The organism is Paraburkholderia ferrariae NBRC 106233, from assembly GCF_000685035.1.
Taxonomy (GTDB): Bacteria; Pseudomonadota; Gammaproteobacteria; order Burkholderiales; family Burkholderiaceae; genus Paraburkholderia; species Paraburkholderia ferrariae.
The window spans coordinates 112,337-135,592 of the sequence record NZ_BAYB01000009.1 but is presented as its reverse complement, the minus strand read 5'-3'; the positions used below and the strand labels follow the sequence as shown (position 1 = coordinate 135,592).

Below are 23,256 nucleotides of genomic sequence, written 5' to 3'. Positions count from 1 at the left end.
GGGCACACCAGCGCGGGCTCTCCTTGCGTTTGTCAATCTGCACAAGGGCGAGGAGCAGCGATTCATGACCACATTGAATCTTCTGCTCCGCGCCTCTCCGAAACAGCGCCGCCAGATTGTCGATGAACTCAGGGAGGAGGTTTCGAGGGGGGCGTAGGCAACAGCGCCCCGTTGCCTTGAAGTGACTTGTGAGCCCTCGGGCGGCACCAACCGGGGGGCGAGCCTCCACGGGAGGCTGAACTTACAGTTCTAGATTTAATTCAAAATTTCGACATTATAAAATTAATGTCAAATTAAAAATCAAAAAAGTTAGATATAAAACGGTTTACGTTGTAATATTAACGAACTCCACCTTTCCCGCTCGCACCATGACCGGCACCCTTCCGGACGAAACCCGCCTCGCCGCCGAAATCGACCGGTTGAAGGAGGAATTCCCCAAGACCCGCGAGCTATACCGCGAAGTCTGCGCGCTCATGTTTTTCCGCTACGGCATCACGCCGACGGCGAATCGCCTGTATCAACTGGTGCATCGGGGCAGTATGGGCACCCCCACCGCCGTGCTCGCGGAATTCTGGAACGAGTTGCGAGAGAAGAGCCGCGTGCGCATTGAACACGCGGATATGCCCGAGGAGCTTCAGGGCGCAGCCGGCGAACTGATCGGCGAACTCTGGACCCGGGCGAGCGCTGCGGCCCAGGCGTCGCTCGCAGCGCTGCGCGACGAGGTGGAGGCGGCACGCCGCGAAGCCCAGGCGGCAGTGGCGGCCTTGCAGGCCGATCTCGAACGCACGGAAACCGCGCTGGAGCAGCGCACCAGCGCGCTGCTCGCCGCACAGGTCCGTATTCACGAGCTCGAACAGGCCGAAGCCGCCGCCGCGGCGACGGTCGGCGCGCTGGAGGGCGAGGTCGCGCGGCTGCAGCAGGAGGGGCGCGCTCGCGACGCGGCGCTCGCACAGGCGCGCACCGATTTCGCGGTCGAACTCGATAAGCAGCGGGCCAGCACCGAATTGGCCGAAACACGGCTGCATGCGGCGGAAAAGCGCGCATTGCTCGAAATCGAGCGCGAGCGCACGGCCAATGCGCGTCTGCAACGCGAGGCGGACACGGCGGCGCGCCGTGCTGCACGGACAGAGGAGAGCGCCCGCGCGGAAATCCAGTCGTTGCAGGCGCAACTGGGCGACCTGCGTCATCGCGCCGGGATGCTGGAAGGACGTCTGGAGGCCATGCAGGCAAACCATGCGGCGCAGGCGGAAGAACTGGCGGCGCTGCGCCGTGTGCCGGCGGCCGAGAACCCTGCAACGCCGGCGGGACGGCGGGCGCCACGCCGAGCGGGCCGGGCGACACCGGATGCGGCCGCGCCGCCGCGCCCCGCTCGCAAGACCTCCGCAAAGACCTGAACACCGCCGTGCCTCAGTGCATCGGTGGCTCTATCGTGAAGCCATATGCTGGATCTACCGGTAGGGCCACAAACGCTCTATCGTAATCGGCTTTTCCACACGACTTCACGAGGACGCCGACCATGACCGCCGCCGACGCCAACACGCCCCCTTCGTCCCGCACCCGTGTGCGCCGCGAGGCGCACCGCGGCCTCTACGACAAGGCGACGCTCCACGCGATCGTCGACGCGGCCTGGCTCTGCCACATCGCTTTCGCCGACGACCACGGCGTCCATTGCATTCCCACTGCATGCTGGCGCGAGGGCGAGTATCTCTACATCCACGGTTCGAACGGCAGCCGCATGCTCAAGGTGGCAGAAGCGGGCGCACAGGTCTGCGTGACGATCACGCATCTCGATGGCCTCGTGCTGGCGCGCTCCGCGTTCAATCATTCGATGAACTACCGTTCGGCCGCGATCTACGGCACGTTCGAGGTCGTATCGGCCGAGCACAAGGCGGCGGCGCTCGATGCCTTCATGGAGCGCCTCGCGCCCGGGCGCGGCGGCGAGGCTCGCCCGGGCAACAGCAAGGAACTGGCGGCGACGACTGTCCTGCGCATTTCGCTGGCGGAAGCCGCGTCGAAGGTCCGTACGGGCGGTCCGAACGATGACGAGGAAGATCTGGACCGCGCAGTTTGGGCCGGCGTTTTGCCGATGGCGCTGCGGCCGTTGCCGCCCGAGCAGGATCGCCCCGCGACCGGCGTCGTGGCGCCGGACTATGTGAGCGAATGGGCGCACCAGGCACGGCGCTGTCACGTTGACGAAGTGGCTGGGTAAGATGTGTCGATGAAGAAGACCAAATCGCTTTATCACGGCCACCGGTTTCCGGCGGCGGTCATCCGCCACGGGTTCGCGGGTCAGGCGCACGAGCGCGAGAGTCGCGCGCATTTCGTCGAAAGCGTCATCATGCATTGACCCGTCCCGGTGTGTGGAGGCATGGCGCTGCGCGTACCCGCCTGGATGTCGATCTTCCCTGTGAATCGCGCTAACGTGCCCGGCAGGCCGTCAGGATGCCCCGTAGCAGATCGCTGGGGGGCGGCGGACATCCAGGGATCGCCACATCAACTGGCAGGATCGACGAAACCGGGCCGCATACTGCATAGCTGCCGGCAAATATTCCGCCCGTGCATGCGCATTCACCCGCGGCAACAACGAGCTTCGGGGATGGGGTCGCTTCATACGCGGCGAGCACGGCCGCTTTCATGTTCAGCGTCACGGGGCCGGTCACGAGCAGCAGGTCCGCGTGGCGGGGGCTCGCAACGAACCTGATTCCCAGACCTTCGATGTTGTAGTAGGGATTGTTCAGCGCGTGGATCTCCAGTTCGCAGCCATTGCAGGAGCCCGCATCGATCTGCCGGATGCACAGCGCGCGCCCGAGGAGATCGAGTATTTCACGACGAATCTCTTGCTCTTCGTGTCGCCATGCATCTTCCACGGTTGGCGCTGGTTCGCCCGGAAAGCCGGAGCGCGCGAATTGCCGGATGAGTTGCCACATCAGAGATCGTGCCCCGCGTAGTTCAGGTTGAACGACTTGTTGATCAGCGGAAAATCCGCGACGATGTTGCCGATGATCGCGTGCTCGAGTGCTGGCCAGGCCTGCCACGATGGATCGTGGCAATGGCAGCGCGAAACCACATCGTTTGCGTCCAGCTCAAGCGCGACGAATACGTCGCCGCGCCACCCCTCCACCCAGCCCGTCCCGCACGAATGCGCGGTTGCCGGTTTCATGTCGATAGCAACGGGTCCAGCCGGAAGGTCGGCCAGCAATGCACGTATCAGACGCAGTGACTCATCGATTTCGGTAAATCGCACGGCAACACGCGCCGCGACGTCGCCCCGCGGGTCGGATGGCGCATTGACGGCCACATCGTCATACGGAGCGGGTCGCAAGGTTGCGCGCACATCAAACGTCTGGCCGCTGGCGCGGGCCGCCATGCCGCGCACGCCGAAATGCCCGGCAACATCGGCAGTCAACCGGCCCGTGCCGGCAAAGCGGTCCTGCAATCCCGACTGGTCTTCGTAGATCTTGCGCAAGACGTGGACTTCACGCTCGATACGGTCACACTGCCTGACGAGTGCCGTTGCAGTCTCGGGGCGAATATCGACTGCCACGCCCCCCGGCACGATCCGGTCCATCAGATAACGATGCCCGAAGACGTGGGCGTTCATCCGGATCCAGTCCTCCTTGAGCCGTGAGAACTGGGCGAGTCCGAAGGCAAACCCCGCATCGTTGCCGAGTGCGCCAAGGTCGCCCAGATGATTGGCAACACGCTCTCTTTCCAGCAGGAGGGCGCGCACGTACAGCGCGCGGCGCGATATTGCCGTGCCGCATGCCTGCTCAAGCGCCATGCAGTACGCCCATGAAAACGCAACTGTCGAGTCGCCCGCAATCCGTGCCGCGATCCGGTGGCCACCTGAGGCCGGGGTTCGTTCGAACAACCGTTCGACGCCCCGGTGCACGTAGCCGAGACGCTCTTCGAGGCGCAGCACCTTTTCCCCGACGACCGAGAACCGGAAATGGCCCGGCTCAATGGTGCCGGCGTGGATCGGCCCGACCGCGATTTCGTGAACGCCATCTCCCGCGACCTGTATGAAGGGGTAGTCTGCCTCGCTCGATTCGAATTTTTCGAGACCGGTCGCCTGTTTTTGCAACGGGAAATAGTCGTTGGGCCAGTTGCCGTGATTGAGCCACGCGCGCGCGTCCTGTGCCCCGCGAGCCCGCAGCCCAGTGAGATCGAAGATTGCGCGCTGCATGCGCACCGAGTACGGAAAAATGGCGGCAAGATCGGGAAAGCTTCCATCGGGTGGCGGACCAGGCTCCGTCGCAAGACGCACCCACAGTATCCCGTCTTCACATTCGTACGCGGCGTTCACTGCACAAATCCCATCGGGCGCTTCGCTGCCCCACATCGCAATGAGCCGGTTCTGCTGTGAGCGCGCCGTGTGCGCGATTTCGAGCCACCGCGCTTCGTTGACGTCCGCGATAACTGCTGGAATTTGGCCCGCTGAGTGCGACAGCGGGATCGCATCTTCGATCTGTGCCGTATCGAGCCGCATGCTTCAGCCTCCCAGCATCGTCGCGGCCTGGCGATACCACGTTGCCAGGTAGGGTGGCACATAGAGACCGAGCATCAGCCCGAGGCCCAGATGCACGAATACCGGCAGCAGCGCGGGGCGATGTTCGAGCGGCTTTGCCGTTGTCGTTCCACCCAGCACCATTCGCTGCACGCGCGCGAAGATTGCCGCAAATGCGACGGCGAGGCCGAGCAGGAGCAGGGGGGCCGTCCACGGTATCGTATTCATGGCGGTCGTCAGGATCAGGAATTCGCTCGCAAACACGCCGAACGGCGGCAGGCCGAGGATCGCAAGCGTGCCGAGCATCATCCCCCAGCCGACGGTCGGGCTGACCTGCAGCAGCCCGCGAATCCCCTCGATCGCCTGCGTGCCTGCCTTCTGCACTGCGTGACCCACGGTGAAGAAAATCGCCGATTTGACGAGCGAATGGACGGTCATGTGAAGGAGTCCTGCGAACGTCGCAATCGGGCCTCCCAGTCCGAACGCGAAGGTCATCAGCCCCATGTGCTCGATCGAGGACCAGGAGAACAGCCGCTTGACGTCTTTCTGGCGGAACAGCGAGAAAGAAGCAACCAGTACCGACACGAGCCCGAACCCGACCAGCAAATGCCCCGGCGTACCGTTGCCCAGTGCGCCGTCGGCAAGCACCTTGCAGCGCAGTACGGCGTACAGCGCGACGTTCAGCAGCAGCCCCGAAAGCACGGCCGAAATCGGCGTCGGGCCTTCGGCGTGGGCGTCCGGTAACCAGCTATGCATCGGCACAAGGCCGACTTTGGTGCCGTAGCCTACGAGCAGGAACACGAAGGCAATCGATACGATGTTCGGATCAAGGTGCGTCCTGGCGGCGGCCAGGCTCGTCCAGAGCAGCGCATCGACATCGGTCAACTGTCGGCTCGCAGCGAGGTAAAGCAGGATCGTGCCGAACAATGCCTGCGCGATGCCGACGCCGCACAGGATGAAATATTTCCATGCAGCTTCGAGGCTCGCGGCGGTGCGATAGACGCTGACGAGCAGCACGGTTGCGAGTGTGGCGGCTTCCATCGCGATCCAGAGCACGCCGAGATTATTGGTCAGCAGCGCAAGCAGCATGGCGAACATGAAGATCTGGTACATGCTGTGATAGAGCCGCATCCGCTTTGCCGTCATCCGGCCGCGCGCCTCTTCGACCCGCATGTATGGCCGCGAGAACATCGACGTCGTCCAGCCGACGAACGCGGTCAGCGCGACGAGGTACACGTTGAGAGGATCGACGAAAAATGCCCGGCCGAATGCAAACGACGGCCCATGGTCGACGGTGCGCGCGGCGAGCACGAGTGTCGCCGCGAATGTCGCGAAGCTGAAGGCGATGTTCATATGACGCGCGACACGGCTCGCTCGCGTGAGCGCCAGGCAGGCGGCGGCCACGAGCGGAATGCCGAGCACGGCGAGCACGACGTGGGCGTCACTCATCCCTGAGGCTCTCGATGTGATGGATGTCCAGGCTGTCGAACTGCTCCCGGATCTGGAACATGAACACGCCCAGAATCAGGATCCCGACCAGCACGTCCAGCCCGATGCCGAGCTCCACGATCATCGGCATGCCGTTGGTCGCCGCCGTTGCGGCAAAGAACAGCGCGTTCTCCATCGACAGGAAGCCGATCACCTGGGGAATTGCCTTCGCGCGCGTGATCATCGCCATGAACGACAGCAACACGCACGCGAGCGCGATGCCGAGTGTGCCGTGCGCGACCGAGGTCGCGAGCTGGCTGATTGGCGAGGCGACGTTGAACGCAATGATGACCAGCACGATGCCGATCAGCATCGTCGTCGGAATGTTGATGAGCGGCTCGACATCGGCCCGGACGTTGAGCCGGCGCACAAGCCGGTACAGGATCCACGGAATCACGCCGACCTTCAGCACGAGCGTGAGGCCCGCGGAGACGTACAGGTGCGCGTCGCCAGTCACGAATCCGGGGATCAGGTTTGCCAGCACGAGTGCGACACCCTGCAGCGTATAGAGGTGGATCAGCGAGAGAATACGGCGTTGGCTCAGCATCGCGAACGATAACGCGAGCAGAACGGCCGCGAGAAAATTGATCAGTTGCGTCGCGTAGCCGTGCATTCATGCCCCCAGCAAAATGTGCACGAGCATGCCGATGACCGCGAGCAGAAAAGCGGTGGCGAGAAACTCGGGAACCCGGAAAATCCGCATTTTTGCGTTGGCGGTTTCCACTGCCGCAAGCGCCGCGCCGCCCGCCATCAGCTTGATGAAGAGCGCGGGCAGCGCGAGCAGCAGCGCAAACGGGCTGCCTGCCCCGGCGATGCCCCACGGTACGAACAGCGCCAGGCCAATGCACGAGTACGCGAACAGCTTGAGACTCGCGGCCCACTCCATCAGTGCGAGGTGTCGTCCTGAATATTCGAGGATCAGCGCCTCGTGGATCATCGTCAGTTCGAGGTGGGTGGCCGGATTGTCGACGGGTAGCCGCGCGTTCTCGGCGAGCGACACCAGCGTGAACGCAATACCCGCGAAGGCCAGGCTCGGATAGATTGTGAGTTCACCCCGGCCGAGTGTCGCGACGATGCTCGTGAGCAGTGTCGACTGCGTGATCAGCGAGGCGGAGAACAGCACCATGAGCAACGCAGGCTCTGCGAGGAAGCCGACCAGCATCTCGCGGCGGGCACCGAGCGTGCCGAACGCGGTACCGATGTCCATCGCGGCGAGCGATAACGCGAACCGCGCGAGCGCAAACAGGCCGACAAGCGCGATCGCGTCCGCAGCGGGCGACAGCGGTAGTTCGGTCGACAGCGTGGGTACGATCGCACACGCAAGCGTCATCGCGGCCCAGACGACGTAAGGTGCACCACGAAAGACGGGACTTGCGCTGTGCGCGACGACCGATTCCTTGTTGAACAGCTTGTGGAGCATCCGGTAAGGCTGCCAGATGGAAGGCGCACGCCGGTTCTGCAGCCATGCTCGGCACTGGTTGATCCAGCCCGTGAGCAGGGGGGCGCCGGCAAGCGCCACGACAATCTCGAGGGCCTGCGAGATCACGCCGGATACGCTTACCATCTTCTCACCAGCATCAGGAGCAGGATCAGTACGGCGAAGCTGTAGGTCAGGTACACGGCGATCTTGCCTGTCTGCAGCCGGCCAGCCCATCGTGCCGCGCGCTGCGTGAGTGCCGCGATACGGTCGTAGAACAGGGACCACGTGCGATCGGTAACCGATACGCGGTAGGCCGGTTGCGTATCGTATGGCGACGGCAATTGCCGCTCGACGCGTAGCAGCGGCGTGAAGATCTCCCGGATCGGTTGCCCGAAGCCTTCGGCCGTGTCCTGCATTCGCGCCGTCGCGAACGGAAAGCCGCAGTTCCAGGGCGCCGCGCGACGCAGCCGGCCGTGGTAGAAGCGCCGCACCAGGACCCAGGCGAGAGCGCAGCAGGCAATCAGGAAAAGCATGAACACGGCGGGCATGTAACTCGCCCGTGCAGTCGATACCGGCGCGAACAGCAGCCAGCCGTGATTGTTCGCGGCGAGGCCGCTCCCAACCAGCGCACGCGTGACCGGGTCCAGCATCTTGACGAACTGAACGGGCATCAGCCCGAGCAGCACGCCGACCGCCGCGAACCAGCAGAACGCGAGCCGTTCCCATGCATTCGCATCGCGAGCGCGGGCCAGTTTCGCTTCCCTCGGCTGCCCGAGGAACACGATGCCAAAGAACTTGACCATCGTGTAGCCGGCTAGCGCCGCGGACATCGCGACCAGCGCGGCCACGATCGGCACCGTCATGGCGAGCAGGGAATTGGGCAAGCCCGGTGCGAACAGGAAACTCTGCAGCAGGAGCCACTCCCCGACGAAACCGCTCAGCGGCGGCAAGCCTGCGCTGGCTGCGACACCGGCAAGGACGGCCCACGCGGTCCACGGCATGAAGCGGATCAGGCCGCCCAGCTTGCCAAGATTGCGCTCTCCGGTGGCGTGGAGCACAGCGCCCGTACCCAGGAACAGCAGACTCTTGAACGATGCGTGCGCGGCGATCTGGTAGAGCATCGCGGTCAGCGCCAGGGCCGACAGAAGCGGCATGCCGCAAGCACGAAACAGCACTGCGAGTCCGAGCGCAGCGATCATCAGGCCAACATTGTCGATCGACGAATACGCGAGCAGGCGCTTCATGTCGACCTGGATCGTGCTGAACACCACGCCAAGCAGCGTGGTGCCGACACCGAGCACGAGCAACAGCACGCCCCACCACGCGATCTGCACGTGGAGCAGGTCGAACACGGTGCGCAGCATGCCGTACAGACCGACTTTCAGCACGAATCCGCTCAGGAGTGCCGACACGGGCGACGGCGCCGCCGGATGCGCCTCCGGCAGCCAGACATGTAGCGGGAACACGCCGGCCTTGGCGCCGAATCCGACGAGTGCGAACAGGAACGCGAGCGATGCCCAGAACGCGTCAGGCGACTGCGCGCGCATGTTGGCGAAGGTGTAGTCGCCGGTGCGAGCCTGCAGAATGCCGAAGCAAAGGAGCAGTGCGAGCGCGCCGACGTGCGAAATCAGGAAGTACAGGTAGGCGGCGCGCCGGATTTCGCCGATCCGGTGGTTGGTCATCACCAGGAACGTGGCGGACAGCGTCAGCGTTTCCCAGGCCACCATGAACGCGTAGGCGTCGTCTGCGACGAGCACAAGCGCGATGCTTGCGACACACACGTGGTATTCGAAACAGATCAGCCCAGGCTCCGTCCCTTCGCCTTTGCGGAAATAGCCGGCAGAGAAGGCGCCGATGCCTGCGGTGACGACACCGAGCACGAAAAGGAAATAGCCAGACAGCCGGTCGAGGCGCAGATGAAAGGGAAGACCGGGCAGACCGACCGGCAGCACGAGAGTGGACGGTTCGGCGAAGATGCCGGCAAGTCCTGCCACGCCCAGCAGCAACCCAGCCAGTGCGCCAAGCGGAAACAGACCGTGTGCGACAAGCCGCGTGCGATGCAGCACCCCAAGGCCCAGCGCGCCGACTGCGAGCCAGGCAGCCACGACCAGCAGGACGAAATGCACGCCAGACACGTTTGCCATCCGGATGGTCTCCAGTGCGCTCGGATTGGACGAGGGGCATGGACCGAGCCCGGCACGCCGGATCAGTCTTGCGCATACATAATATTACATCGAAAGATGTATGTGGATAGCAGAGTATACTAATGGCATTATCATGAAAGGCACATGACGCCAAAAAGACGGGTGCTTCGAGTGGGCAGGCGCGCAAGGCGCAGTGCCTCAAAGCCCCATATATCGGATATGGGCCCACATCCGGGCGAACGTCTGAAGATCCTATGCCAGCACAGTATTTTCGAAGCCTCACGGGAAGGCGACGCAGCGCAGGCGCAAACCGTCAGCTCGGGTTGTCGCTCGCTTTTGTCGCGGGAGCGGCCAACGCCGGCGGCTACCTCGCGGTCGGGCAATACACGTCACACATGAGCGGCATTGTCTCGGCGATCGCCGACCAAACCGCGCTCGGGGATGCTCGTCTTGCGCTTGCCGGTATGGGTGCGCTCGCATCGTTTCTTGTCGGTGCCGGGTGCTCGGCTGTGCTCGTCAACTGGGGGCGACGGCGCAACCTGCAAAGCCAGTACGTCCTGCCGTTGCTGGTAGAGGCCACGCTGCTGCTTCTGTTCGGCTTGCTCGGCAGCCATCTCGCGCTTTGGGAGGCGTTCTTTGTGCCTGTGACCGTGATCCTGCTCTGCTTCATCATGGGGCTGCAGAACGCGATGATCGCGAAGCTGTCGGGTGCGGAGATCCGCACGACGCACATGACCGGCATCGTAACGGACCTCGGGATAGAGTTGGGCAAGCTCTTTTACTGGAACCGGCCGACCGTTGACGCGGATGCGCACGCGGTCATCGCGAACCGCGCGAAATTGAGGACGCACGGCACGATGCTGGCTTCTTTTTTCGTCGGCGCTCTGGCAGGCGCAATCGGGTTCAGGCACGTGGGTTACGTGTCGACCGTTCCGCTCGCTGCGGCGCTCGTCGCGCTGGCGGTTGTGCCTGTAGCCGACGATGTACTCGCGTATTTCTGGAGACAGGGATACAGGGGGTAAGCCCGCATCGGGAGGGGCATCAGGCGGGGAAACATCTGGAACCCGCTGTTCCGGCTGTGCCGCCGGGACCTCGCGGCGCCGGGCTTCAATATTCCGGGAGACGCGTTTGCCGGGACGACCTCGGCCGCTCGCGTGGTCATTGGCATTGAACGCGAGTGTATTATAATTCGATTATCATACTTGCCTTTCCTGCCCCCAATGGAAACGAAAACCGCCCGCCTGACCATCCTGATCGATCCCGCCAAGAAGGAGGCATTCGAGAAGCTCTGTGCCGCGCAGGATCTGACGTCGTCGCAGGTTGTCCGGCAGTTGATCCGCGAATATCTCGAACGTCACGGCGTGACCTACAAGACGAAGAGCGCGCTCGGAAAGCGGGTCGGGCGTAACGCGAACGGGAGCTGACTGAAGCTGCCTGAATCTGCGAGCAGGATCAGGCGCCTTGTTCCCAGTGTGCGTGGCCGTTCTCGCGCCAGACCAACCGCTTCGGGTCGAGGCTCGCACCGCCCTTCAGGCGTCTGGCGGTTGCCGGTAGCCTCAGGTCATCCGCCCACGAATACGAGAAGGCGCGATCCAGCAGGACGCGCGAAGACGGCAGACGGCTTCTGCCTTTCCAGGCGAAAGCAACGTAATTGCTGTCGTCCCCGCATCGGACCAACGCGTATGAGGCGCCGAACACGGCTTTCAGTCGTTCGACGTAAAGGTCCAGTGCGGGTTCGTCATCGGTAAAATTGATCGCAAGGACGCCCGTCTCCGTCAACCGTTCGCGACATGCGGAGAAGAACGCGATATCCGTGCACTGGCTGGCAATCCCGCCCGAAACATAGGCGTCAACCAGAATGACATCGGCGGCGACGTCCTCGTTCCGGATGTGGTCAGCGCCATCGGCGCAAACGACCCTGAAGCGCGCGTCGTCTGCTGGAATCCTGAACACGTCGCGCAGCGCTATCACTTCAGGATCGATCTCGACCGCCGTGATCTCCGCCTCAGGCAGATGCAGATAGCAGTACTTTGCCAGCGAGCCGCCGCCGAGCCCAATCATGCAGAGTTGCCTGGGAGCGGGCTGCAGCAGCAGGAATCCCATCATCGTGCGCGTATAGCCGAGCGTGAGCCTGTCCGGCGCACGAATCGACATGCAACTCTGGGTGGCAAAGTGATCAAAGTGCAAGGATACGGCGTGCTGCGTTTCCAGCACGAATGGTCGCCTGTCATTCGGCGGCGTCGAGAGGAACTCGACGATTGCGTCACGGGATGTCTGGTCGCCGTCCATTCTCGATATATCCGGTAAACAAGGGCGTGAAACACCGCCGCGATTCGCGTGCGGGCGCAGGGCACCCGGTCAGGCCTTCCTCAGGAAGCAGGCCTTGAGCATGAAGCTGCCGGTATCGGTCCTGCAGTCGATCTCGTGATCGCCGCCAACGATCCGGATATTTTTTACCCTGGTACCCATCTTCAGCGTGATCGACGAGCCTTTCACGCGCAGATCCTTGACGAGTACCACCGAGTCACCATCAGAGAGCACGGTTCCGTTTGCATCCCGGACGACGCTCCCTTCCAGTTCGTCTACGGCGTCGACGCCCCCGGCCTCTGACCATTCGTGGCCGCAGTCCGCGCACACAGACAGCGCTCCGTCCGGGTACGTGTTCTCCATCGAGCATTGCGGGCATGCGGGGGTGGCGTTCATTGCGGCTTCCATTGGAACAGGTTCGGGCCAGTCGGGAAAAATAGGGTGCGTCTCGCGGGCATCGATCATTTGACGGCACACACGGCATTATAATGTAAAACACATTGCATTGCCTCTGTATTATAATTGCGTTCGCCGCCCTTCAGCGAACTTGCGGGCGGATTCGCTGAGGATGTCGTCATGTTCGATCTGGATGGAGTACTGCTGTTACCTGACCGGCGCCTGGTGCGCTTGCGGGAGATTGCAGGAAGTCGCGGTCTGGTCGCGGTGGGAGTGGGGCGCGGCGGCGAACGCGGGTTCCAGATGGTCCACCGGTTCCACGACGTCGGCGAGCAGCTCGCGGCGGCCGGGCTCCACCTGGCCTTCGTTTATCCACGTCAATCGGCCCGGCACGTGCTGGATGGGATCTCGGTTGCCAGTGCGCGCTTCCGGCGTTATCCATTGCTGCTGCTTGACGTGGACGGTCATTGTTTCGTGCAGGGCGTATGGCCCCGATCGCTTGAAGCGGTGCACCTGAACCTCGAAATGAAGCGGCTTGCCAGCGTCAGTATCGACCTTCAGGTCACGACGTGGGAAAGCGAACTACGGGCATTTCTCACTGACTGCCGGATCGATTCCCGCACTGAATCCAGTGGCCTGTTCTGAGGTTCTGAAAAAGAACATGGCAACCGTTGTGGATTTCGAAGCGGGTTCTGGGTGGAACCGGAATGGGCCACGAGCTACCCGGGACGCGGTTGTCAATGTGGCACGCCGCTTCGAGAGCGACATCCTGCTGACCGGGAGCGGGCGCCGTGCTAACGCGAAGGACGGCATGGCAATTGACGCGTTACGGGTGCGCAGCGGGACTGCCGTGCAAGTGCGGGTCGCGGCCCCGGATGAAGACGCGGCACTTCAAGCTGTTGATTCTTTGGAGAAACGATGAACGACAACGATAAGCTAAACGAGCGAACCATATCCGCGTCCTCAATCTGGGCGCTGGAACGCCTCGCCGAAGTTCGCTACGGGAGAGACGCGCCGGCGCTCGGCTGGTCGGTTACCCGGGAGCTGATCGGTGCTGGTTTTGTGAGCTACCCGTCGGGCGCGCGCTCCAGCATTACGATTACGGCTGCCGGGCGGGCGTTTCTGAAAGACCGGAAATAGGTCGTGGCAATTTCACTGGACAGAACATCCCGCTGAGGCGGCCGAGCCGAAGTAGATTATGGGATGAAGATCAGGCGAATCCATGAGCGGTGCACACGGGAATACGCGGAGGGTCCGAATGACCCGGATGCCAGACGACTGCATGATTTCGCTTCCGAAATAGACGATTACCGTCCCGTACATCACCCGATAACGGCCAATGAAGGGCAAGCCCTCCACTTCGACGTTAAGCTCGGTGAACGTCTCGTAGCTCGCATTCATCGTCTTGGTCTCAGAGCATGTTTGAAAATGAATCCTGGATGTGGTTTAAATGCAGGAGGTGGAAAAAAGAACATCAGGATTGCCAGGCAAATCCGGCAAAGAAGGCGAAGCGTTACCCCGCCGACATGACCGATGGAGAATGGGCCGCGATCAAGGGTTTCCGCCTGCGGCAGACATGGGGAACCTTTAGTTCCGGTCTGCCAAATGTCAATCGGCGCAGTTTCAGACGAAAAATGAGGAGGATTTAGTTCCTCGGACGCTGGCGCTGTGCCCAGTGACTCGCGTCACACCTCTGTTGCGCCGCACAATACGACGACTTGCCTCTGTGAAATTGTCATGGTAATTTTTCATGAAATTAACCGTGAATATTTTCACAGACGTCGCCATGTTCGTCGAATCGAGGCAACACGTAGAAAGTTATTACGCGCGCACCTTGCCGGGCGCGCTGCCCGAGCGCGCGCCGCTTGCGGCCGATTGCAACGTCGATGTCGTCATTGTCGGCGGCGGCTTCAGCGGCCTGCATTCGGCGCTGCGGCTCGCGCTCGCGGGCAAGCGCGTCGCGTTGCTGGAGGCAAGCCGGGTGGCCTGGGCAGCCTCCGGGCGCAACGGCGGCCAGGCGCTGCTCGGCTGGTCGTGCGACATGGGCCCGCTCGAACGTTCGCTGGGCGTCGAACGCACGCGGCAACTGTGGGAGAGCATGTGCTGGGCCGCCGCCGAAGTGCGCGAACTGCCGGCGCGGCACGGTTTTGAAGTCGATTACCGGCCGGGCAGCCTGTGGACGGCCGTGAAGTCCAGCCGCGTTGCCATGCTCCAGGAGGCGCGCGACGAAGCCGTTCACAAGTGGGGTTACGACAAGCTGCGCTTCATTCCCGAAGCGGAGATGCCCGAATGGGTGGGTAGCCCGCGCTATCGCGCAGCGCTCTACGATCCCGAGGCCGGGCACCTGAATCCGCTGAAGCTGGCGCTCGGTCTCGCGGATGCCATCGAGCGCGCCGGCGGCCGGATCTTCGAACAGAGCCGCGTGCTCGCGTGGCGCGAGACCGACTCCGGTTTCGTCGTGAACACGAGCGACGGCACGGTGCGGGCCGACACCCTCGTGCTCGCGTGCAACGCCTATATCGACCAGCTCGACCGCGATCTCGCGCGGCGCGTGCTGCCCGTCGGCACCTATCAGGTCGCGACACGTCCGCTCGACCCTGCGCTCGCGAAGTCGCTCCTGCCGCGCAATAGTTGCGTGATCGACAACCAGTTCGTGCCCGACTATTTCCGCTTGAGCCCGGATCATCGCCTCCTGTTCGGCGGCGCCTGCACGTATCTCGGCGGCATTCCGAAGGACATCGGCGCCTCCATACGCCCGAGCCTCGAGCGCGCTTTTCCGCAATTGCGCGGCGTCGAACTGGAGTATGCCTGGGGCGGCCACATCGACATCAGCATCCGGCGCACGCCGGACGTGGGCCGCAAGGGGCAGCGCTACTGGCTGCAAGGTTTTTCCGGCCACGGCGTGCTGCCGACGCTGGCGGCGGCGCGCGCCGTCACCGACGCGATTCTCGGCGACGACTGCCTGCTCGCGCTTTACCAGGGCATTCATAATCCGCCCTTTCCGGGCGGCGAAGGGTTCGCCGCGCCGATCGAGGCGCTCGGCAAGCTGTGGTATCGGCTTCGCGACGTCGTGTGACGGGGCATCGAAATGGACAAAGACGAAGAGATAGAAGGCCTGGCGATCCTGATTCGCGATCTGCGCAAGCACAAGAAGGTGACGCTTGCCGAACTCGCGAAGCGCATTGGGCGGTCGGTGGGTTTTCTTTCGCAGGTGGAGCGCGGGCTCTCGCGCCCCACGGTCACGGACCTCACCGCCATCGGCGAGGCGCTGCAGACGCCCACCACCTATTTCTACAGCGTGAGCAAGCCGCGCGCGCTGCCGTGGGTCACGCGTCCGGGCGAGCGGCGCGTTCTCTATTACGCGGGCGGCATTACCGACGTGCTGGTGTCGCCTGGCATGTCGTCGCGCTTTTCGATGCTGGAGAGTCTGCTGGAACCGGGCGCCACGAACGGCGACCGTCCGGTGGACGACAGCGACGAACAGGGCGGTTTCGTGCTGGAAGGCGAGCTGACGATCTGGCTGGACGGCGAGGACGAGCCCGTTACGCTGCGGCCCAACGACAGCTTCCAGCTACCCGCGCGGCGTCGCTTCAGCTATGCGAATCTCGGCGACAAGCCCGCGCGCGTGCTTTGGGTATTTACCTGATGCCGTAGAGGTCGCGCGCTGCGCGTTGCGAGGTGCGGTGCGGAACCCGAGAGGATCGCCCAGTCGATCAGTAGTCCATAACTAAAAATATCAACCGTAGTCTGTTGCGCAACCGAGGACTTTACCGTGACATCTTCCGCAGTCGATCTCGTCAGCGAAGTGCGTGCGTTTCGCGAGGCGCATCCCGATGTAGGCTATGTCGATCTGATTTGCCTCGATATTCCGGGGCATTTCTACGGCAAACGCTATCCCATCGCGATGCTCGAAAAGGTCGCGGCCGGCTCGCTCCTGAAGCTGCCGCAGAACTGTGTGCTGCTCGGCACCCAGGGGGGCGTTTACCCGATCGGCCGCTACTGCTTTCACGACGGCGACCCCGACGCCACGCGCCGACTCGTGCCGGGCACGCTCAAGCGGGTGCGCTGGGAAAAGGCGCCGCTGGGCCAGATGCTGATTACCTCGGACGGCACGCCCACGCCCATCGGCTTCGAGCCGCGCGAGGTGCTCGCGCGGGTGCTGGAGCGCTTCGCCAGGCGCGGCATGCGTCCCGTGGTGGCCTTCGAACTGGAGTTTTATCTGTTCGACGCGAAGCTCAAGAACGGCTTGCCGGCGCATGCACGCGATCCGTTCTGCGACGACGAAGACGATCAGGCAAACATGCATATCGAGCGCCTCTCGCGTTTCTCGAGCGTGCTGCACGACATGGTCGAAACCGCGCGCGAGCAGGGCGTGGATGCCACGGTGATCACTGCGGAGCTCGGGCCGGGCCAGTTCGAGATCAACTTCGGCCATTGCGACGACGGCCTGCGTGCCGCCGACTGGTCGGCACTGTTCTGCCGCAGCACGCGCGGTGTGGCCATGAGCCACGGCTATCGGGCGAGCTTCATGTCGAAGCCCTGGCTCGACGCCCCGGGCAGCGGCATGCACGTTCACGTGAGCCTGTACGACAAGGCCGGACACAACGTGCTGGCGGCAAACGGCAAGCGGGCGTTGCGTCACGCGGTGGCGGGGTGTCTTGCGCTGCTGCCGCATTGCATGCCGATTTTCGCGCCCAATCACAACGCGTTTCGCCGCTACGGCGCCATGGTGAACGCCGCGAGCCGGGCAAGCTGGGGTTTCGAAGATCGCGATGCGTGCATCCGCATTCCCGAATCGGACGACGCGAACCTGCGTATCGAGCATCGTCTGGCGGGTGCCGACGCCAATCCTTATCTCGTGCTTGCCGCGATCCTGACCGGCATCGAGCACGGTCTGGACGCGGGCCGCGAACCGATCGCGCCGCTCAACGAAGATCGCTCGAGCGGTATCGCCTTTCCGGGCGACATGCTCGGGGCCGTGGCCGCCATGCGCGAGCATCCGGCGGTACGCGAGGGCCTGGGCGAAGATTTCGTGATGGTGTATTGCGAAAACAAGCGTCAGGACCATCTGGACTTCATGAACGAGATCGGCAGCCGGGAATATCGCTGGTTCCTGTAAGTTGCGGCAGTGCGCAATGTCAGCTTTTCATGCCTGAATGAGCGCATAAATCGTTCCTGGCCAGTGAGTTAGCGCAACCGGACATTTCGCCGACACGCTGACACGATCTTGTGTTATTCCTCTGTGGCACGCCGAAATGCGTTGTAAGGCGCGCGCAAAAGCCGTGCCGGGCGGGCGAAAGACGCGTATCGATATGCAACCCGATTTGCCTGTTTCGCCCGCGTGAGGTAGGGTATGCAGGTTTTCTCAACTCAACACAGGTAGCAGATGAACAAACAGGAACTCATTGACGCAGTCGCCGCAAGCACGGGCGAGACCAAGGCAGCCACCGGCGCCGCTATCGACGCGATTCTCGAAGTCGTGACGCGCACGGTCACTGCGGGCGATTCCGTGCAGCTCGTCGGCTTCGGTTCGTTCTCGACCGGCCAGCGTGCCGCGCGCGTGGGCCGTAACCCGGCTACGGGTGCGGAAATCCAGATCGCTGCGGCCAAGACGGTGAAGTTCACGGCTGGCAAGGCTTTCAAGGACGCTGTCAACGCCTGATGCCGTTTGCTCCGGCGCGCCTGCCATCAGGCGTGCCGCTGGTAGCCGCGCGCTTCGCGCGCGGTGCCGGTGCCGCCGGCGGATCGTCGAGCATGGCCGAACACGAGCGGCCCGTCGTAGTCGGGCGCGGTGTCCCGGCGTATTGACGCGTCAACCGCATTATATCGGCGTCCGAATCAATCGAAGACGTCTGGCGCGGTCTCTCCGTTCCGCCGTTTTCCCTCCGCAGCCCTGCGAGATTCACATATCGTCCGCCTGCGTGGCGGCGCCATGCGCTCCATTTTGAACGGCAGGCTTGAGTTCGTTGCGGCGCCGTTTGGCGTCATACATCGCAACATCCGCCTCGCGCAGCATCGCCTCGACGCTTTCGCCTTCCTCGCAGGTCGCGCAGCCCAGCGAAAAGCTGAGCGCCGGACCGCCATAGAACTGGTTGTTCAGATCCACGAGCTTGCCGATGCTTTCGGCCACCACTTCCACGTCGCGTTCGTCTGCGCCCGGCATCAGCACCGCGAACTCGTCGCCGCCTATGCGCGCGGCCTGATACGGTTTCTGGATCGCCTTGGCAAGCGCCTCGCCCGCGCGGCGCAGCAGCGCGTCGCCGGCCGCATGCCCCAACTGGTCGTTGACCATCTTCAGGTTGTCCATGTCGAGCACGATGGCGCTCACCGGGAACGGGCCCTTGCGCTGAAGACGGTTCAGTTCGTCCACATAGAACGAGCGATTCTTCAGCTTCGTCAGCACGTCGTGCTTGCCGAGGAATTCGAGGTAGGCCTCCGCTTTTTTGCGCGCCGTGATGTCGGTGAGCGCGAGCAGCACGAGATCCCATTGCTCCTCGTGGCCCGGAAACACCGAAAACTGCAGATGCACGTTCACTTCGCTGCCGTCGAGCGCGTAGTTGACCACCTCGCGCTGGTGGAAGAGGCGCCCCTCCCACAGATCGAGCAACTGCTCGCGAAAATGCGGGCGCATTTCGTCGCGGAACACGTCGGGCAGGCGGGCGAGCAGCGTGGCCTTGTCCGGCGCGCGGAACATGCCGAGCGTGTAGTGGTTGATATCCAGCACCTGGATTTCGCTCATGCAGCGTTCGACGAATTCGGGGTGCACGTCGGTGAACGTGCGGAAATCGACGATGCCCTGCATGCGCACGTCTTCCAGCAACTGGCGGATGGCCGAAAAATTCTCGACCCAGAGCGAAACTGGTGCGTGCTCGAAAATGCCGAGCGCGTACTGCTGGTTCGCCGTCGCGCGATGGCGTGCTTCCTCCAGCGCGGAGACGTCTTCGATGGCGACCAGCACGCGGCTCCAGTCGTGCTCGTGGCCCGGCAGGATCACGCCGCGCAGCAGGATGTCCATGCGCCGGCCATCGAGCGCATAGTTCACGCTCTGGCTCTGGAACGTGGCGTGGCCGGCCCACATCTGTTCGAGTTCGCCCACGTGGGCCTGGAACATGTCGTCGCGCAGCACCGAGCCCAGATGCCGGGCGAGCTCTTCGTAGTCGCGCGCGCCGTACATCTGCAGCGTGTGGCGGTTGACCTTGAGCACGCGGATGCAGGCCGAACATTCGGCTACGCGGTGCGGTTCTTCTTCCAGGTAGCGGCGGATATCCGTGACGCCGGCGGCGCGCCAGCGCTCGAACAGCGCGTGCAACTGGCTATAGTCCTCGAGCCATAGAGACGTTGGCGTCACATCGAAAAAAGCGAGCAGATCGACGCCCATCGTGGCGAAGCTGGCGGCGGTGGCCTGAGTGCCTTGTTGCATGTCGGTTGGATGTAAGGGGCGGTGGGCGGCGCCGGACGCGCCGCACGGATATGCGCATCCTGGCACACCTTGAGCTTTCCGTGAGAGCGAAAAGAAAGCTTCGGCGCCGCCGTTGCGGCAGACAACGATTCAAAATGGATAACGGCAGGCGAGCGGCAAGACTTGAGGGTGGGCGCCGCCCCTCCGCGGAATACGCGGAAAAGGCGGCGAGTCGCTGCGCCGCCGGGTGAGGCTCACGACAGCGCAGCGCCGGCGCAGGCAGTGGAGGGAATCCGCAACGAAACGGCTCAGAGCACTTCAAAAACACTGTAGACCGGGCCATCCGGGAAGCGGTGGCCGGTTCCCACGGCGATCACGCGATTGAGCCACTCGTATTTGCCCGAGGGCGCCTCGAACACCGGGTTGATGCGGAAGTAGTAGCGCGCGGGATCGACCGGTTCGCCGTTGTCGAGGCGCCGCAGCACATCGGCCTCGCCGTAGCGGATGCCTTGATACGACATGAGGATGTTCGTGCCGTCGTCGGTGCGCAGGAGAAGCCGGACGTCGAGCCGCGTGCTGCCGTCGCTACGCACGGTTTGCCAGTCGTTGCTGCCGTCGAGCACGACACCGGCCAGGCGTTCGCCCGCGAACGTGCCGGACGGGACGATTCCGACGCGCCGGAACGCGCCTGGCGTCTGGCCGACGATCTCGATCGGCTTGACGTCGAGGTGCAGGACGAAGAGGGGGCGAACCTGCACGCTTTTGAGCGCGGCGGGAAGTGCGTCGAATTGTGGGGCGGACATGGCGATGACCTTTTCGAAAGGGCGCGGCAAGCGACGCCGCGCGATCGATTGCAGGGGCCGCTACTGCAGCGGCGAAAAGTCGGTGGGACGCATGAGGCGCGACTCCATCGCGACGAGAATGTCGAGCGCTTTCACCTTGGCGCCGAAAACCTGCCAGCGGCTGTCGGCTGCCATGCGGTCGCGGCGCGCGAGGCGGTCGTCGAGGCTCTCGTAGGCCCAGATATGCACGATCTGGCTCAGATCGCCTATCTCGGTCGTGAAGAAGCCCACCAGCTTGCCCAGCAGTTCCTGTTGCAGCGGCAGGCCCTCCTCGCGGTAGAGCGCGAGCCAGTCCGCCGCGCGCAGCGGCTTGAACGTATAGGTGCGAATCTCGTAGATCATGATCGGCTCCGGCAGGGCTCGGCAGTCACGCCGCGGTGCGGCCGCCGTTCACGCGCAGGACCTCCCCCGTCATGAAGCTGGCGGCATGCGAGCCGACGAAGCGGATCGCATCCGCGATTTCCTCGGGGGTGCCCGCGCGCTTGAGCGGCACGTTCGCGAGCAGGGCTGCCTTGCGCTCGGGGTTCAGCGTGAAGCGGTCGAGCATGGCGGTCTCCACGGGGCCCGGCGCCACGGCGTTCACGCGCACGCCGAACGGCGCCGCTTCGAGCGCGGCCGACTTCGTGAGGCCCTCCACAGCGTGCTTGCTGGCCACGTACAACGAGACATTCGGGGCGCCGCGCGAGCCCATCGTCGAGGACACGTTGACGACGCTGCCGCTGCCCTGCGCCGTCATGGCGCGCAGTTCGTGCTTCATGGCGAGCAGCGTGCCCAGCACGTTGGCGTCGAACACGGCGGCGTAGCGCTCGGGCGTCTGCTCCGTGACCGGGCCCGATTCACCCTCGGCGCCAGCGGCATTGACGGCGATGTCGAGGCGGCCGAAGCGCTCGACCGTGCGTTCGACGAGCGCGCGCACGTCGTCTTCCTTGCTGACGTCGGCGCGAATGTATTCGGCTTGCGCGCCCAGCGCGCGCATTTCCTCGGCCAGCGCGCGGCCGGCTTCGTCGCGGCGGCCCGAGACGACGACGCTGGCCTTGTCGCGGGCATAGGCGAGGGCGGTGGCGCGGCCGATGCCGGTAAGGGCGCCGGTAATCAAAACAACGGGTGCGGTGCTCATGGTTCTGCTCCAGTAAGGTTGAATTCGTTCAGCAAACGTTCGGGGCAATCAGGTGTTAAGGACTTCGATCGAATCGACGCGATCGGGATAGAACGCGAGGTGGTCCTTGATTTCGGCCACCGCGGCGTGCGGGGCTTCATAGGTCCATACCGCGTTCACGGCGCGCTCGCCGGCAGGCACGATCGAGTAGTACGCGCAGTCGCCCTTGTAGGGGCAGTACGTTGCGTGGTCGGTGCGTGCGAGCAGCGTCATGTCCCCGTCTTCACGCGGCACGTAGATCACGGCGGGGTAGCTCGCTTCGCGCAGCGTCAGCGCGCGGTGCGTATCGGCGATCACGCGGCCGCCCGCCTTGACCACCACGCGCGAGCCGGTGGGCTCGATGGTGATGGGGTGGTCGGGGCCGGGGATCTTTACGGTCTTTGCGCTCGGGGTGGTCATGGCAGTGCTCCTTGTCGAAAGGGTTGGGAGTGACTCATTCATTGCTCGTGCATGACTCGGCTACGACTTGCGCCTGCAGTTCTTCGTCGTACGTCTTGAAGTCGATGTAATCGCTTTCGTTGCCGCCCCAGAACGCATCGCGCCGGTACGGCGTGAGCGGGTGCCCGTGGCGGAAGCGCTCCGGCAGGTCGGGGTTCGACGAGAACCAGCGGCCGAATGCCACCAGGTCCGCGTCGCCGCGTTGCAGGATGCTCTCGGCGCCTTCGCGCGTGAAGCCGCCTGCGGCGATGATTGGGCCGAAGAAGTGCTGGCGCAGGAACGACGAGGCCACCGGCTCGGCGCCTTCCTCCAGCGTTTCGGTGCCCATCACCCGCGGCTCGATCACATGCAGATAAGCTAGCCCATAAGTGTTCAGACGGTCTGCAAAGTAGCCAAACGTCGCTTGCGGATTGCTGTCGGAGATGGCGCCCCAGCGGCCGCTCGGCGAAACGCGTACGCCCACCCGGTCCGCGCCCCACACCGAGGCGAAGGCATCGACCACTTCCAGCGAGAAGCGCGCGCGCTTTGCGACCGTGCCGCCGTAGGCGTCGGTGCGCGTGTTGGTGCCGTCCTGGAGAAAGGTATCGGCAAGGTAGCCGTTGGCGTTGTGCAGTTCGACGCCGTCGAAACCGGCCTCCTTCGCGCGCTCGGCGGCGCGGCGGAACGACTCGACGATCGCGGGAATCTCGTGCAGTTCCAGCGCGCGGTGGGGCGAGTTCGGCACCCAGCCGTCTTGCGTGAGCACGGTGGTTTCATAGGGCACCACGGAGGGCGCGACCGGCGCGTTGCCCCAGCTCAGGTCCACGTGCGACTGGCGGCCGTCGTGGGCGATCTGCATGAAGATGCGGCCACCGCTGGCGTGCACGGCATCGGTAATCTGCTTCCAGGCTTCGACGTGCGCATCGGTATAGATGCCCGGCGCGCCGATGTAGCCGCGGCTGTCGTAGGACGGGTGGGCGCTTTCCGTGATGAGCAGACCGCCCGCCGAAGCGCGCTGGCGGTAGTACGCCACCATCATCGCACTCGGACTGTCGTCGGCTTCGGAGCGCAGGCGCGTCATCGGTGCGAGCACCACGCGGTGGGAGAGGGAGAGCGGGCCGACGTTGACCGGCGAAAGCAGCTTGAGTTCGTTGGCATTCATTCTGGATTCCTTATTGTT

At 63.8% G+C, this 23,256-nt stretch carries 27 protein-coding genes; 13 read left to right on the top strand and 14 right to left on the bottom strand.

The annotated features are described in order from the left end of the window. Positions 1-368: 368 nt before the first annotated feature. The 3 genes from BFE01S_RS11205 to BFE01S_RS46250 all read left to right on the top strand — a co-directional run bounded on the left by BFE01S_RS11205 (position 369) and on the right by BFE01S_RS46250 (position 2,347). Positions 369-1,394 carry a DNA-binding protein gene (locus BFE01S_RS11205; protein WP_028225567.1) on the top strand — a complete coding sequence of 342 codons (1,026 nt, stop codon included), beginning with the start codon at positions 369-371 and terminating at the stop codon, positions 1,392-1,394. Between the two features lie 122 nt (positions 1,395-1,516). Further along, positions 1,517-2,209, top strand: a complete 693-nt coding sequence (locus BFE01S_RS11200; protein WP_028225566.1) for a pyridoxamine 5'-phosphate oxidase family protein — start codon at positions 1,517-1,519, stop codon at positions 2,207-2,209. A 9-nt stretch (positions 2,210-2,218) separates the two neighbouring features. Further along, complete coding sequence (locus BFE01S_RS46250; protein ID WP_281177398.1) at positions 2,219-2,347, top strand: hypothetical protein; 129 nt, start codon at positions 2,219-2,221, stop codon at positions 2,345-2,347. A gap of 70 nt (positions 2,348-2,417) precedes the next feature. On the opposite strand, the gene BFE01S_RS11190 is transcribed toward BFE01S_RS46250, so the two are convergent. Genes BFE01S_RS11190 through hyfB form a run of 6 tightly spaced genes read right to left on the bottom strand, consistent with a single transcriptional unit; the run spans position 2,418 to position 9,559 of the window. Continuing rightward, positions 2,418-2,927 (bottom strand): NADH-quinone oxidoreductase subunit B family protein, encoded by a 510-nt coding sequence (locus BFE01S_RS11190; protein ID WP_028225565.1) that lies wholly within the window; start codon positions 2,925-2,927, stop codon positions 2,418-2,420. Next, complete coding sequence (locus BFE01S_RS11185; RefSeq protein ID WP_028225564.1) at positions 2,927-4,489, bottom strand: hydrogenase large subunit; 1,563 nt, start codon at positions 4,487-4,489, stop codon at positions 2,927-2,929. Before BFE01S_RS11185 ends, BFE01S_RS11190 begins: the two co-directional genes overlap by 1 nt. 3 nt (positions 4,490-4,492) lie before the next feature. Further along, positions 4,493-5,956, bottom strand: a complete 1,464-nt coding sequence (locus BFE01S_RS11180) for a hydrogenase 4 subunit F (protein WP_028225563.1) — start codon at positions 5,954-5,956, stop codon at positions 4,493-4,495. Next, on the bottom strand, positions 5,949-6,608 hold the full coding sequence (locus BFE01S_RS11175) for a formate hydrogenlyase (RefSeq protein WP_028225562.1): 660 nt from the start codon (positions 6,606-6,608) through the stop codon (positions 5,949-5,951). The genes BFE01S_RS11180 and BFE01S_RS11175 overlap by 8 nt, the downstream gene beginning before the upstream one ends. After that, the gene (locus tag BFE01S_RS11170; RefSeq protein WP_028225561.1) at positions 6,609-7,559 is read right to left on the bottom strand and encodes a respiratory chain complex I subunit 1 family protein; all 951 of its coding nucleotides are present in this window, start codon (positions 7,557-7,559) and stop codon (positions 6,609-6,611) included. Next, entirely contained in the window at positions 7,553-9,559 is a 2,007-nt protein-coding gene (gene hyfB, locus BFE01S_RS11165) for a hydrogenase 4 subunit B (RefSeq protein ID WP_028225560.1), read from the bottom strand. Before hyfB ends, BFE01S_RS11170 begins: the two co-directional genes overlap by 7 nt. Positions 9,560-9,813: 254 nt before the next feature. Between hyfB and BFE01S_RS11160 the strand changes: the two genes are divergently transcribed. Beyond that, positions 9,814-10,581: a YoaK family protein gene (locus BFE01S_RS11160; RefSeq protein WP_028225559.1), complete on the top strand. Its 768-nt coding sequence runs from the start codon at positions 9,814-9,816 to the stop codon at positions 10,579-10,581. A 198-nt stretch (positions 10,582-10,779) separates the two neighbouring features. Continuing rightward, the gene (locus BFE01S_RS11155; protein ID WP_028225558.1) at positions 10,780-10,983 is read left to right on the top strand and encodes a ribbon-helix-helix protein, CopG family; all 204 of its coding nucleotides are present in this window, start codon (positions 10,780-10,782) and stop codon (positions 10,981-10,983) included. 28 nt (positions 10,984-11,011) lie between these two features. Here BFE01S_RS11155 and BFE01S_RS11150 read toward each other — a convergent pair whose 3' ends face one another. Both BFE01S_RS11150 and BFE01S_RS11145 read right to left on the bottom strand, forming a co-directional pair. Continuing rightward, positions 11,012-11,848 carry a fused MFS/spermidine synthase gene (locus BFE01S_RS11150; protein ID WP_028225557.1) on the bottom strand — a complete coding sequence of 279 codons (837 nt, stop codon included), beginning with the start codon at positions 11,846-11,848 and terminating at the stop codon, positions 11,012-11,014. A 69-nt stretch (positions 11,849-11,917) separates the two neighbouring features. Beyond that, entirely contained in the window at positions 11,918-12,262 is a 345-nt protein-coding gene (locus BFE01S_RS11145; RefSeq protein WP_028225556.1) for a zinc ribbon domain-containing protein YjdM, read from the bottom strand. A gap of 180 nt (positions 12,263-12,442) precedes the next feature. Here BFE01S_RS11145 and BFE01S_RS11140 point away from each other — a divergent pair, with 180 nt between their 5' ends. The 8 genes from BFE01S_RS11140 (at position 12,443) to BFE01S_RS11105 (ending at position 17,924) form a co-directional block, all read left to right on the top strand. Further along, complete coding sequence (locus tag BFE01S_RS11140; RefSeq protein ID WP_028225555.1) at positions 12,443-12,907, top strand: hypothetical protein; 465 nt, start codon at positions 12,443-12,445, stop codon at positions 12,905-12,907. Positions 12,908-12,923: 16 nt separating this feature from the next. Next, positions 12,924-13,184: an HPr family phosphocarrier protein gene (locus BFE01S_RS11135; RefSeq protein WP_028225554.1), complete on the top strand. Its 261-nt coding sequence runs from the start codon at positions 12,924-12,926 to the stop codon at positions 13,182-13,184. Further along, positions 13,181-13,402 carry a hypothetical protein gene (locus BFE01S_RS11130; RefSeq protein WP_028225553.1) on the top strand — a complete coding sequence of 74 codons (222 nt, stop codon included), beginning with the start codon at positions 13,181-13,183 and terminating at the stop codon, positions 13,400-13,402. The genes BFE01S_RS11135 and BFE01S_RS11130 overlap by 4 nt, the downstream gene beginning before the upstream one ends. 278 nt (positions 13,403-13,680) lie before the next feature. Beyond that, positions 13,681-13,911, top strand: coding sequence for a hypothetical protein (locus BFE01S_RS45005; RefSeq protein WP_169742620.1), 231 nt, complete (start codon positions 13,681-13,683; stop codon positions 13,909-13,911). 137 nt (positions 13,912-14,048) lie between these two features. Beyond that, complete coding sequence (locus BFE01S_RS11120; RefSeq protein ID WP_028225552.1) at positions 14,049-15,338, top strand: NAD(P)/FAD-dependent oxidoreductase; 1,290 nt, start codon at positions 14,049-14,051, stop codon at positions 15,336-15,338. A 12-nt stretch (positions 15,339-15,350) separates the two neighbouring features. Continuing rightward, positions 15,351-15,908 (top strand): helix-turn-helix domain-containing protein, encoded by a 558-nt coding sequence (locus tag BFE01S_RS11115; RefSeq protein WP_028225551.1) that lies wholly within the window; start codon positions 15,351-15,353, stop codon positions 15,906-15,908. 126 nt (positions 15,909-16,034) lie between these two features. After that, positions 16,035-17,381, top strand: coding sequence for a glutamine synthetase family protein (locus BFE01S_RS11110; RefSeq protein WP_028225550.1), 1,347 nt, complete (start codon positions 16,035-16,037; stop codon positions 17,379-17,381). A gap of 267 nt (positions 17,382-17,648) precedes the next feature. After that, complete coding sequence (locus tag BFE01S_RS11105; RefSeq protein ID WP_028225549.1) at positions 17,649-17,924, top strand: HU family DNA-binding protein; 276 nt, start codon at positions 17,649-17,651, stop codon at positions 17,922-17,924. A 240-nt stretch (positions 17,925-18,164) separates the two neighbouring features. Here BFE01S_RS11105 and BFE01S_RS38290 read toward each other — a convergent pair whose 3' ends face one another. From BFE01S_RS38290 to BFE01S_RS11075, 6 genes are all read right to left on the bottom strand, one after another. Further along, on the bottom strand, positions 18,165-19,682 hold the full coding sequence (locus BFE01S_RS38290) for a diguanylate cyclase domain-containing protein (RefSeq protein WP_456088835.1): 1,518 nt from the start codon (positions 19,680-19,682) through the stop codon (positions 18,165-18,167). Positions 19,683-19,969: 287 nt separating this feature from the next. Beyond that, positions 19,970-20,464: a DUF3237 domain-containing protein gene (locus BFE01S_RS11095; protein ID WP_042337549.1), complete on the bottom strand. Its 495-nt coding sequence runs from the start codon at positions 20,462-20,464 to the stop codon at positions 19,970-19,972. A 60-nt stretch (positions 20,465-20,524) separates the two neighbouring features. Beyond that, a complete protein-coding gene (locus tag BFE01S_RS11090) occupies positions 20,525-20,845 on the bottom strand; it encodes an NIPSNAP family protein (RefSeq protein ID WP_028225547.1) in 321 nt (106 codons plus the stop codon). Between the two features lie 25 nt (positions 20,846-20,870). Beyond that, positions 20,871-21,620 carry an SDR family NAD(P)-dependent oxidoreductase gene (locus BFE01S_RS11085; protein ID WP_028225546.1) on the bottom strand — a complete coding sequence of 250 codons (750 nt, stop codon included), beginning with the start codon at positions 21,618-21,620 and terminating at the stop codon, positions 20,871-20,873. A gap of 48 nt (positions 21,621-21,668) precedes the next feature. Then, on the bottom strand, positions 21,669-22,058 hold the full coding sequence (locus tag BFE01S_RS11080) for a DUF427 domain-containing protein (RefSeq protein ID WP_028225545.1): 390 nt from the start codon (positions 22,056-22,058) through the stop codon (positions 21,669-21,671). A gap of 34 nt (positions 22,059-22,092) precedes the next feature. Further along, entirely contained in the window at positions 22,093-23,238 is a 1,146-nt protein-coding gene (locus BFE01S_RS11075; RefSeq protein ID WP_028225544.1) for an alkene reductase, read from the bottom strand. Between the last annotated feature and the right edge of the window lie 18 nt (positions 23,239-23,256).